Source organism: Limnohabitans sp. (assembly GCF_044361645.1).
Classification (GTDB): Bacteria; Pseudomonadota; Gammaproteobacteria; order Burkholderiales; family Burkholderiaceae_C; genus Limnohabitans_A.
In genome coordinates this window covers 1-13421 of the sequence record NZ_JBIKIL010000223.1, presented here as the reverse complement: position 1 = coordinate 13421, position 13421 = coordinate 1, and the positions used below count along the sequence as shown (strand labels likewise).

The 13421-nt window shown below is 62.6% G+C and carries 1 protein-coding gene; it reads right to left on the bottom strand.

Annotated elements, in window-relative coordinates; translation table 11 throughout:
* The coding region (locus tag ACIQ39_RS19345) for an Ig-like domain-containing protein (protein WP_396436204.1) at positions 1 to 13421 on the bottom strand (13421 nt) is incomplete at both ends.

The following is a 13421-nucleotide window of genomic DNA, read 5'->3' as shown; positions in this document are numbered from 1 at the left end:
ACGTTCAGCACATCGTTGGCACCGAGCTTGACCTCTAAGGTGTTGGTCTCGGACAACTGGTTCACATCTTCGGCGTCCACCGTCAGCACTTGGCGTTCGGTGCTCAAGGATGTGTCGATCACCTCAAAGCCTTGCAGCTTGTGAAAGCCTGCCGCATTCACCCGGATATCGGCTGCGCTGTTGCCCGACATGCCGCGTGAGTTGCTGACAAAGTCGGCCAGCACGATGCTCGAACTCCCCGTGTAATCAGCGTGTAAGGCAAAGACATCACGGCCCAAACCACCGTCCAGCGTGCGGAAATTCAGGTCTTTGGCTCTGACCGTGTCGTTGCCTGAGCCGGTGTTGACAAAGTCGGCGCCTGCGGTGGTCACTGCGTCATTTTTGATGGTGCCGGTCAGATCTAAACGGTCATCAATCATGGTCCCAGCCACGGCCCCCACACTCAAGTTGTAAATATTGTCATTTCGATACACCGTATTCACACCTTGGCCATACTTGATTGCGGTGTAAGCCTCGATTTCCTGCCTTGCAGCATTGTTCAAGTACTGCGCTGTCACAATTTGATCGCCCAAAATGGCCGTGACACTTGGGTTGCTGGGGAAGACACCGCCGATGGTTGCAATGGGTGACTCTAGGCTGATAAAGCCCGTGTCGGACCTCGAACCCAGCAAGAAACCGTTGCCGTACATTTGCGACACAAAACTACTTCCGTTGTTGTTCAGAACTTGTCCTGTATAGACCAGCCACTGGTTGTACGAAAGACTGTTGTTGACCTGAATATCGCCTATGAGACCTCCAATATTGTCCCAGGCCATGACTTGGGTTGTGCCATCTCCATTTCTGGTTGGGGCCATACCCCAACCCACTCCACCTGACCCCGGTTTCCGAGCGCCGCCTTCTGAAATGCCCCAGGCAAATGGCCAAGTCGCTTGCCCGTACACCTGCATGCTTGAAATTAACGTGATGGAGTCGGCTGTATTGGGCAAGAGGCCATTGGCATTGCCTACGGTGTTGGTGTCGTTAAACAGCAAGCGCGAACCCGACGCCGTAGCAAAATACAAAGACTGTGACCCGTTTGTATTGCGTACCAAGATGGGTTGCGCACTGAGCGTGGCTTGCGTGGCATTGATGCTGCGACCCGACGAGTCTGTCCAACTGGCAATTCGACTGCCCAATTCAGTATTGATGGCATCAGGGTCAAACCATATGACGCCATTGATGCTGGCCCAGTGATTGCTTTCGGCAGAAACATACACCTTACGCACATCCGAATTGATCACCGTGGGGGTGCCGTCTGTTTGAAGGGTGGCCGTGATGGAGCGTGTGCCATCACCACCCCAAGATGCATTACCGTCCAGCGACACATTGACCACACTCAACTCATTACTGAGCAGCCTTTTGCTGCCTACCAGTTGCCCGTCCATGTAAAGCTTAATCACATCGTTCGTTTTTGCCCCCAGCAAATTGATAGAAACGCTGCGCGTGCTGAGCATTTCAACGTTGTCGATCACATTGTTGGTGGCCACGTTGACGATGCGCAAACTGACCGGCGAGTTGTATGGGTCGGCAGGGTTCTGATCGGCAGGGGTCTCCACTGCCACCGTGCCACGGTTGCCAGCGGCATCGGTCACGTTGTTGAAAGTGAAGCTGCGTGAAGCACCCGAAAGGGTGGCATTGGTCCCCAGAGTGACGTCCCAAGTGCTGCTGGTGCCATTGGTATATGCCGCGGTGGGGCTACTGACTGTGGCGCCTGTGCCGAATACCGAGCTTGGCAGACTGGCAGAGGTGATGGCAACGGATTCATTGAACACCAGACGAATCACATCGCCTCCGCCAGCGGAGGATCCCTGTGAAGCGTTGTCCGAGATCAACGACATACTGGCCAAGCCTTGCGCCAAGGAAGTGTCTACTGTGACGGTTTTAGGAAAACTAAAAAGCCCCGTTTGTTTGAGCCCCGTTTGTGTGTTGTTAACGATGTACTGGGTGGTTACAACATGTGTGCCATCGCCGCCCCAATCTGACTGAGCGATCGATAATGCGGCACTGGTAGCGCCCGCTGTCAAAGCCACATTGCGCAATAACGCGCCATCGATGTAGAGATTCAGCGAATGGCCCGCTGCTGCGGCTGAAAAGGTGTAGCTCACCACGGTGCTGTTGACCTCGGCTGCGTTGACTATGTTGTCGGTTGCCACGAATAACTGTGGCGTTGGGCGACCCGGCACCGCCAAATCAGGCACCGTGAAGCTCTGCGCCTCAGCCGCCGTGTTGCCGCCCACGTTCACAATCTTGCTCTGCACCACCCCCACCACATCGCTTGCCGTCAAGCTCGTGTCCGACCCCAGGTAAATCCTGTACCTGCTGGCAAACTGCACCCCGTTCACACTGCTTGAACCTACCGGCTCTATCCTCGCCCCCGTCCCCCAGCTCTTGGTCGTCGTGAAGCTTGCAGCCGTCAAACTGCTCAAGTCCTGCACCCGCACCAACTCGCTGAACGTGATCTGCAAGCCGTCGTTGTTCGCCCCGTCCCCGTTCGCATCAAAGCGGCTCACCTCGTTGCTCAGTGTCGGCGCGCTTGTCGAGACCTTGAAGCTCTGCGTCACCGCGTTCGAGTCACTCCCGCCCAGCGTCGCCCTGGCCAAGAAGTAGGCTTCAAAGTTGGCCGCCCCGCCCGCAGCCGTTTGCAGTGCCTCAAAGTCAGCTTTCTCGATGTTCAGCGCCCACAAGCCGCTCGTGTCGGCCGTCGCACTCAAACTTCTCACCGCACTTGTACCCCCCCGCACCCACAACTGCACACTCACCTGCGCCAAAGCCAAGGCCGAGCCACTCAACACTTGCGTGTTTTCCCACTCCCTTTGGTTGTCGCTGGCGCGCAGGCCCACCACGTTGTCCCCCGCAAAGTCCCCCAACACCGGCTCGGGCGTGGTCAGCGTGATGTCAAATGCGCCCGTATTGGCCTGCGACACGTTGCCCGCTCGGTCCGTTTGCTGCACGCTGTAACTGGCCGCCCCCTCACCCAAGGTTTTGAAGTCACCCGCCGACAAGCTGCCTGTGTACCTGCCGTCGGCACCCACAGAGGGCACCACCAACAAGGTTTTGCCGCTGCTGCCCGTGATCCGTATCTCCACGGTCGCGCCACGCTCAATGCCCGCGCCTGTGAAGTTTTGGGCACTGTTGGCCTCGTTGCCAACCACCCCATCGGTCAAAGCGTTCAGGTCCACCGTGGGCATCGCCACGTTCGTGTCTAGCCCCGTCACCAGCGACTGCGAGGGTGCCGAGACGTTGCCCCCTCGGTCTTCAATTTGAGCGACCACCTGCAGCCCCGTCAGCGCATCGGCACCCTGGGCTTGCAGCAGCTGGCTGGCCTCAGGCGCGAGCGTGATCCGGCCATTGGCAATGTCTGCGCTGGTGATCGTTTGGCTCAGCGTGCGGGGCAGCCCCAGCACGCGCACCGTGTCGCCCACTTCGGCTCCTGTGCCCGCCAGACTCACCACGATGCGCAGGCTTTGCGCATCCGCCGCGTTGATCCAACCGTCCGCAGCCAGCGCAATTTGCGGCGCTCCGGGCTCACTGGGGGGGCTGGTGTCTTTGTAGTAACTGCTGCTCAGCCAGTTGCCCGGGTTGCCCCGCGCATCGAGTTGCCGCACCTCCACACTGAACGCGCCATCGGCCAGCGTCGACACCAAGCCCTGCAGGCTGGCTGTGCTCAGGCTCCACGTGCCATCTGTGGCGTGCACCGTGATGTCGCTCGCCGACAACTCGTACGTGCTGCCCCCCTGCACCACGCGCGCTTGCACGCTGGCCCCAGCCTCAGCACCCCGCCCAGTCAATGCGGTCACCGCAGTGGACTCGGCTTGGTTGATTCTGTCGTCCACCATCCACGTGTTCACACTCAGCGCTGCAGGCACCAAGGTGTCCACATCGGCCAACACATCTTCGGTATAGGCCGACACGTTGCCCGAGCGGTCTTGCAGCCGCACCCGAATGGCCACCTTGCCCTGCATCAAACCAATCACACCGACAGGCACTTGCAGGCTCGCCTGCCCAGTGTCGATGTCCACACTGGACAGCACCAAGGTGTAGGGCCTGTCAGGCAACACGTCTAAAGTGCGGTCATTCTCGTCTCGCACCCTGATCCACTGCAACTCCAAGGTGTCACCCGCCACCGCGCCCGTGCCACTCAGACCCACCCGCACGGCCACCGTGGCGTTCGCCTCTGCCAGGTTGATCCAAGTGCCACCGTCCAGCGCGTTGGCGGGGTCGTCCGTCAACGCCGGCACACTCAGCGAGCTGGGCGTGCCGGGCGCCACCGTGTCCACCTGCACGCTGTCGCTGGCCTTGCTCGCCAAATTGAGCAGCGCCGTGTTGCCCGCAATGTCGCGCACAAGCCCGCCCGCCCCCAGCACCAAGGCCCCCACCCGCACGGCCCCTGCGTTGACTTGGTCGCCCGCTTGCACCGCGTAGCTCAGCACCACCCGACTGGCCCCCAAGGCAGCACTGGCGCCTGCGTCATAGGTGGCTGTGCGGGTGCCCGTTCCATCGGTCCCAAAACCACTCAATGTCACCGAGGGCGCACCCTCGATGAGCAAGGCCTCGCTGGCCGAGAGCCGCACCTGGAGCACATCGCCTGCCTTGGCGTTGCCGTTCAAACCCGTTCCCAGAATTTGGGTGGCCGTCCAGGTCGGGGCCACCGTGTCGATGATGAAGCTGGTGGCACCCCCGCCCAAACTCAGCACCTGGTTGATCGACTCGTTTTTAACCTGGTCGTTGACCCGTTGCTGGGTGCTCGCAACGACGCTGGCTGCGCCTTGGCCCAGCGCGTTGAACTGCTCTTGGCTCAGGCTCAAGCTCCACTGAGCTTGCGCGTCCACGGGCACGCTGAAGGTGCTGGGCCTGCCCGCAACGGTGATCGTCAGCTTGACCGTCAAATTGGCACTGGCAGTGCCGCTGATCACCAAGGGCTTGTTGTTGGCATAGTCCACATCGGCCAGGTTGATCACCGTGTCGGGAGCGCCGTCTCCAAGGCTCAAACCCGTCGCAGCCGCAAAGCTGGGCGGGGTGATCTCCACCGTGCTGTAGTCAAATCCCACACTCGCGGAGGGGTCGGACGCGTTGTCGGCCTGGTCCGCCTGCCTCGCAAGCACCGTCACTTTGCCCGTCGCATCGTTGGCCGCCAGGCTGTCAAAGTCGCCACTCTCCAGGCGCACCGCCCACTCGCCTTGGCCATTGGCCACGGCCGTGCGAACAATGGCGTTGGCGCCTCGCTCAAACCTCACACTCACGTTGGCCCCCGCCTCGGCACGCCCCGTGACCACGGTGCCCGCTTGGGTTTGGGCATAGGTCAGGTCGGCCACGGCGTTGACCACCGGCGGCTCAGGCGGGGTCAAATCAATTTGGAACGACCCCCGCGTGACCGCCGAGGGGTTGTTGGTGCTGTCCAGTTGCACCACCCTGATGCTGACAAGGCCATCTCCCAGTTGCTCCGCCTCACTTGCCGTCAAGGCCACCGACCAAGCCGTGCCACCAGCGGCCACCGTCTTGGAGATAAGGTGCCCGCCCGAGCCTGTCAGGCTCAGCCGCACTTGGGCCAGATTGGCCCGGGTACCCTCAATCACCCACCCCCCTGCGAGCCTCGATTCGTTCACATTGAGCCACTCGCCAAAGCGCAAGACTGCCAGCGTCGGCGCCGCAGGCACCGCATCGACTTTGCCCGTCCACACCGTTTGCGTGGGCCCTTGGTTGCCCGCCGTATCGGTCAAGTAGGCGCTCACCTCCAAGGCATTGCTGTCGCCCACGGCGGTGATGACAGAGGCGGGAACGAACACGCTCACATAGCCTTTGCTGAGGTCTTCGGTGCTGACCAAGGCGCTGACCGTGGCCTCCAGCGAGCCCCACAACAAGGTGACTTTGTCACCCGCCTGGGCATTGGCCGCCAAGGCCACCCGCACCTGCACCGTTTGCGCCGCCTCGCTGATGGTTTGCTTGTCCAGGGCCAAGTTGTCGTTGTTGCGGATCAGGCCACCGGCCAGCTCAGACACCGCGTTGGCCTCGTTGGCCTTTGTCATGTTCTCGGCGCTTGGCGCGTCGGGCAGCGTTTTGTCAAACGCAAAGCTGCCCGCAGCCACCGGCGACCTGGCCCCATCCGAGCTGCGCACAAAGGTGGCGCGCACCGCGATCGGGCCCTCGCCCAAGTTGTCCAAATCCACCGCATTGAGCAACACCTGCCAGGCGCTGGAGCTGTTGATGCTCACGCTGTTGAAGCTCAACTCGCGCCGCTCTGCCCCCAACTTGTTGTTGCTCAGCACCACCTCCACAGCCCCTTCTGTGCTGGCCGTGGTGCCGCTGACGCTGATGGTGCCGCCCGCACCCAAGCTCAGGTACTCCGCCTGGTTGATGAAACCGTCGCCACCCACCGTGTTGAGCAAGGGCGCAGGCGGCGGGGTCTCAGCCCTCAAGCTGTTGATCAGCATCAGCTCTGCGCTTTGGTTGCCCGCCGCATCTGCGTACACCACCTTGACTTGCAAGGTGCCCGAGCCCTGTTGGGCGATGACTGTGGGCGGCACGTTCATGTAAAAAACATAGCGCTCACCAATGCTGTCTATGTCCTGCGCTGTCAATAAGCGATCGAGCACTGTGCCGCCCCAGTACAGCTTGATCGTGTCGCCCGCTTGGATGTTCAAGTTGCCACTGGCGTCGCGCACAGGAATGGCCAGCGTCACGCCCGCATTGGCCTCTTGCAGGGTGATGCCGTCTTTGGCAGCGCTGTTGTTGCGGTTGTACGCGTCGGCCTGAATGAACGCAGTCGTGCCCGGTGTGGGCAACCAAGGCGCCAGCGTGTCAATGCCAAACGTGGTGGCAATGTCCACCGAGTTGCGGTCCGGATCGGAGGCCGGTTTGCTCGTATCGGTCTGGCGCATCACCACCGTCACGCTGCCCTCACCCAAGCTCTGCACGTTGCCTTGGGTCAGCGCCTGCGTGCGCCAGTTGCCGTCGCTGCCCACCACCGCAGCCAGCTCCAGGGTGTGACCCAAAGCGCCCGTCAGCCTGAGCGTGACCACATGCCCCACTAGCCCCTTGCCCGTGAGCGCGACGCCCGCACTGGCGCTGGCCTCGGCGCTGTTGATCGTGCCGTCTGAGGCCACCGCATTGAGCAAGGGTGCAGGCACCGCGCCCTCCAGCACCACGCTCTTCGTGAGCACCGACGTGCTGTTGCCCACCGCATCTTCGGCCCACACCAGCAAGCGCACTTGTCCACTGCCCAGGGTCTGCATTTGCGTTGGGCTCAGGCCCAAAGACCACACCCCGCTGGTGCTGCCGGGGGCAGCGCTCAACTCCAGCGTGCCCTTCAGGCCCTCTAGGCGCACCCGCACAGCCGTCTGCGCGGGGCTGGTGCCCTGCAGCGTGAGGGTTTGATTTTGCTCACTCAGGCTGACGCTGTTGTCTGCGCTGACTGCCTCCAGCGTGACGCCTGAGGCAAGCGGGGTGGCCTTGAGCGTCAAGATGCGCTCCAAGTTGGGGTAGCCGGGCCCGGAGACGTTGCCTGCGAGGTCCTTTTGTGTCAGCTGCACTTGCAGCGGGCCGTCAGCCAAACCGAACAGATCGCCGGCGCTCAGGTTCAGGCTGTAGCGCCCATTGCCGCCCACCACCGCATCAAAGGTTTTTGCCAAGCTGGCCGCATTGGCCAAGTCGGCACCCAACACAATGCGCACCGTAGCGCCCACCTCGCCCGTGCCCGCCAGTTGCACGCCCGCGTCCTTTTCTCGGGCGTTGATGGCGTCGTCCCCCGCCACCTTCGCGTCCAGCGTGGGGGGGGCAATGTCCTTGTCAATGACAAAGGTCTTTTGCAATATGCCCGATGGGTTGCCCGCTATGTCCCTCTGGCTCAGCGTCACGCTGACCGAGCCGCTGCCCAGCTTGGCCACATCCGTTTGGCTCAGCTCCAGCGACCATGTTCCGTCCGAATTGACCTCACCCGTTTGGGCACCCAGGGATTGCTCACTGCCCCTGAGCTGCAAGGTGTAGACCGCCCCCGGCTCGCCCCGCCCCGACAACACCAAGGAGCTGAGCGCCTCTGTGGCGTTGACATAATTGTCCAGACTGATGTCGTTCAAGCCGGGCAAGGCCACACTGGCGTCATAAAACACCGTGCGCAGCACTTGGCCCTCGATTTGACCTGCGCCGTTTTGCACCAAAGAGCTGTTGCCCGCCAAATCGGTTTGCCACACACGCACCTCTATGCGCCCCTCCCCCACTTGGCCCCAGTCCACCACCCCCAAAGGCCGGCTCCAGTTGCCCAAGGCGTCAGCGCGCACTTGCAGCACACTGCCCTGCACGTTCGTGCTGGTGTTGAGCAGCTGCACCGAGATCCGAGCCCAGGACTCGGCCGTGCCGCCCAAAGCCACACTGCCTTGGCGCTCGGCCGCGTTCACATAACCATCCCCCCCCAAGGTGGCATCGGTTTGGACAACCACCGCACTTGCAGGCGCTGCGGTGTCCAATTGCAGTCTGGACAGGTCACTGTAGAGGTACTGCTCCCGCACAAAGATGCGGGCCTGCATGCCGTATGTGCCATCAGGCATGCTCTGGGGCATCGTGCTGACCAATAACCACTGGCCATTGTCGGCGTCCGCCACCACGCGGCTCAAAGTGCGCCACGTTTGCGTGCCGTCTGTATAGCCCACCTCCACCGACGAGCCGGGCTCGGCGCTGCCGCTGAAGGCAAAGCTTTTGAAACCCGCCTTGCCAAAGAAACTGTTTCGGCTGTACCACGTGCTGTCGCCCGGATTGGCCAGGTTTTGCAATGCATTGTCCAAACTGAGCGTTGGGGGCCGGGCGGTCAGCGGCACGTTGATGTCGCTGAGCACCACGTAGGGGCTGCTGGCGTTGCCCGCCGCATCGCTCAGCTGCGCCGTCACGTTCAGCCCGCTGTACACGCCCGCCGCATCCACGGCGCTGCCCGCGATTTGCACTTGTGCGTACCCCCGCTCCAAGTCGGCCTGCGTGATGCGCAGTGGCTCGCCCAGCAGCGAGGTGCTCACCCGCAACGAGCCCCACTGCAAACTGAGCAAGTCCCCTTCCTGCGCCACATTGCCCCCATTGGCCACCACAGTGGGCAAGGCCACGCGCACGGTCAGCGTGTTGGCCGTGTACAGGCCTGTGGTGGTGTTGTATGTGTACAAGTCACCCCAGGTGATGCCGTCGCGCCAAGGGCCTGTGCTGTTCAGATTTTGCGCTGCGGTCAGCTCGCTGCCTGTGGGTGCCCGCGGGCCTTGGGTGTCCAGTACAAAAGTCTGGCTGGTGGCGCTTGCCACGTTGCCCGCGCGGTCGGTTTGCACCGCCCGCACAGTGAAGGTGCCATCCTCATCACCCAAAGCGAGCACATCGGCCGCGCTCAAAGACGTGCTCCAAGAGCCATCGCCGCCTATGGTGATGGCGCTCTTGGTCAGCTTGAGGGTCTCGCCCGCGTAAAACGCCAGCGTCACTTGGCCGCGCGCCTCGCCTTGGCCTGTGACGCTGGTGCCGCTGGTTTTCTCCAAGCCGTTGATCTTGTTGTCCAGCGCCACCCGCACACCGGTCACAGCCGCCACTTGCTGGTCCACCGTCAGCGTCAAGGCCGCGCTGTTCGAGGACTCGCGGCCCAGCGTGTCTTTGGCAAACGTGCGCAGGTTGTAAACCCCTTCCACGACCTCGACGTCTTCTGCGTTGACCTTGACCTCGCCCTTGCTCAAAGTCAAATTAAATGTGAGCTCCCCCGCCGCACTCGATGTGGCCGTGCCCAAAATGCGGTCCACGTCTTGGGTGTAAAGCCCATCGCGGTTGATGTCGTCAAACACCGTCACCGCCAGGTCCGCCTGCGTCACCGTTGTGCTCAGGCGCACCACGTTCTTATTGGTCACGTTGTCTTGGTTGCTGAGCCCCGTGTCGTCATCGGCATTCAGGTCCAACAAGGTGGGCGCGGACAGCAAACTGCGGTTCAAGGTGAAGCTGCGGCTGCCAACGCCCGCCTGGTTTGCCAACAAGGCGCTGTCGTTGCCCGCCACGTCCCGCTGCGTGAGCTTCGCCGTGATGACCCCATCGCCCAACAAATTGGCCGTGGCTGCATCCAGGCTGTACTCCCACCTGCTGACACCGCCCACGGTTTGCATCGTGATGCCGGTCGAGGGCACGGTCAACTCGGTGCCCCCCGCTGACAGTTTGAGGGTGATGGCGGCGTTGGCCTCCATGGTGCCGCTGAGCTTCACCCCGGCGGCAAACTCGGCCGCGTTGATGAAATCATCAAGCGCCACCACGTCAATGCCGGGGGCCTCTACCAGCGTGTCGATGGTGACCGTCAACGCGCTTGCTTGAGCGCTTTCGCTGCCCGTGAGGGTGTCGCGCACCTTGAAGGTCAAACTGTGCGGACCTTCGCTCAAGGCCGTGGCGGCGCGCCACGCAAACGCGCCCCCCACCAAGGGCGTTGTCGCCAAAAGCTCGCCCTCCTCGTAGATGCTCACCTCCAAATTGCTGCCCTCAGGGCCGCTGCCAACGATCTTTGGGGTGTTGTCGTTGGTGACCGTGTCGGTTTTGAGGTTGCTGTTGCTGGCATCGTCCAATTTGACAAAGCCCACCGGCCCCAGCGGCGTGACCCGCACAGGCACGCTCTTGGGCGCAAGCGTCTGCACGTTGCCCGCCAGATCGATCTGGCGCACGCTGATCTCCAGCATGCCATTGACCAATTCGATGTTTTGTCCAAAGTTGCTCACACTCCACACGCCTTGCGCATTGGCCTTGAGCGTGCCATCCTGGCCGTAGGTCCACAGCAGCTGCCCCGCTTGGCGCACCTGCACCTGCACTACGGCTACCGCCTCGGCCCGGCCGCTGAGCGTCACGCCCGAGGTGTTCAGCTCCACATCGGTGATGCGGTCATCGCCCGCCACCGTGTCCAGCGTCAGCCCCAGCGCTTGCGTATCGATGGTCAAGCTCAACTGGCGCGCCTTGCTGGCGTCGTTGATGCTCGCCCCCCAGTTGGCGGTGTTGCCCCACGCATCCACCGTGACAGCGGTGTAGGTGTACCTGCCATCGCTCAAGTTGGCGGGGACTGTGGCCAAAAACCAGCCATCGGCGTTCGCTTGCACGCTCACGCGGCTGCTCTCTTCGTTGCTGTCCAACTGACCATCCCCGTCACTGTCCACCCACAGCAGCACGGTCTGGTTGGCCCCCGCGCGGCCTTTGAGGCTGGGCTTGGGGACGCGGGTGATCTGGTCAGCGGCGGTGCTGGGGTCAAAGCCGGCGTTGCCAGAAGCAAAGGTGTTGACGCTGTCGCTGACCGCATCCAGCATCAAACTGCCCTCCAGGACCGGTGGCGGCAGCGTCTTGCGCAAGGACATGACTTGGCTGGGGACGTGCAAGTCCCCCACGTTACCGGCCGCATCGGTGGCCATGGCCCGAACCACCAGCACACCATCGGCCAAGCCGAGCATGCGAGACTCGCTGAAAGCGATGGACCAAACCCCATTGGCATCGGCCACCGCCTGCCCTGTCAGCGTCAGGCCCTCGCTGCCGTCGGCGTTTGGCGCGCCCTGGACCATGAGCGTCACTGTGCTGCCCGCCTCCGCTTTGCCCGTGAAGGCTTTGGCGTTGAACACGCCCTGGCGATTGATGACGTGCTCGCCTTGCACCGTCACCTTGTCCTCGGGCGCATCAATGGCCGAGACCCAAGGGGGCGAGATGTCGTAGTACAAGTTGCGCTCGTTGCTCGCCTGGCTGTCGTTGCCCGCCGCATCTTGCGCCTGCACTTGCACGCGCAACAAGCCCTCGGACAACTGGCTCTGGGCCGCCCAGTCGGCCCAGTTTTGTGCCGTTGGCACGTAGGCCCATTCCCCTTGCGCGTTCGCCTGCAGCTTGACCTGCACGGCATGGCTTTGCGCATCCGTCAGGGTGAGGGTCACCCAGCTGTCTTTTTCTGCCCGCCCACTGAAGCCCTTGCCTGCGTCCAGCGCCTCTTTGTTGTACACCGTGTTGCCATCGATGCTGCGCCCCAGCTCTGGCAAGACCAAGGTGGGCACGCCCGGCTCGGTGATGTCAAAGTACAGGCGAAGATCGGCGCCCTCGGTGGTGTTGCCCGCCGCATCGGTGCTGCGCACGCTCACGCGCAAAAGATCGCCTTCCTTGAGGTTGAGCGCACGCCAGCGCGTGCCGCTCAGGCTCAGGCTCCAGCCGCCCGTGGCATCGGCCTTGAGCGAGGGGTGGTCCAGGTGGCTCAGCTCCACGAGCTTGCCATTGCCATCGGTGAGCGTGAGCGTTTGCACACTGCCCCCCTCGGCAGTGCCAGCAAACTGGTTGGCAAACAAAGCGGGGTCCAAAAACCGTTTGTTGATGACCGGGTAGTCCACCTCGCCTACCCGCACCAGACGGCCCACATCGGAGGTGCTCAGGTCGGGCGCCTGCGGAGGCTGTGCATCAAACACCCCCTGCAACAGCTCACTGGAATCGCTGGTGTTGTCCATATCATCGGTGGCCCGCGCAACGACACTCACATCCCCGCTGCCCAGGGCCGAGGTGAGCGCCTTGATATCGCCCTCGCTTTGAGGGCCCCACTGCCAAGCACCATCTGAGCTTGCCTTGACCTCCCAGCTGAGCGCGCCGCTTGCCGTGGTAAACGCCAAAGTGACGATTGAGTTGGGCTCTGCGCTGCCTGCAAACACCCCCGGCGACGACGCCTCCAGGCCCGCCCGCAAGACGCTCAGGTTGACCGCCTTGCCCCCGCCTACCATGGTGAACGCGTCACTGGGCCACGCCAGGCTGGGGGGCGCTGGGGGGCGAGCGTCCACGTACAGCCATTGCGACGGGGCCGCCTCGCCCATCAAACCCAGGGGGTTTTGCGCTTGCGTGGTCACCAACACCTTGCCGTTGAGGCTTTGCCACTCATCCACAGAAAAATACAACTCAAAGCGGCCACTGGCGTCCACAATGAATTGTCGGCCGATGCGGGCGCTTTGCGCATCGCTCAGCGTGATGCTCAGGCTAGAGAACGCCTCGGCCGTGCCGCTGAACATGGGCTTGTCCTGCGCTTGCTGCAAGTTCAAAGCCCCCAAACCTTGGTAGGTGCGAGACAACTCGGGCAAATTCAAAGTGGGTGCCTTGGGCGCAGGCGCGGCCAAGTTCGGGCTCATGGCCAAGCTCTCGGGCAGCTCGGGCGCCACGCTCAGGCTCAGCTGCACGGCCTCCGTGAGCTGCTGCTCGGGCACCACCTGCGCCGAGGGCATCATCTGCACCTGCATGTCTTGCAGGCGCAAATCCAAGCCCGCTTGCATGGCCAGGTTCAGGCTTTGCTGGTTCTCGGGCAGGGGCGCTGGCGCGTTGGCCTCGCTGGGCCGCCAGGGGGGCACGTCCAGGCTGCTCGGATTGACAATGCGCACCGGCTCGCCCGGCTCTTGCAGCAGCAC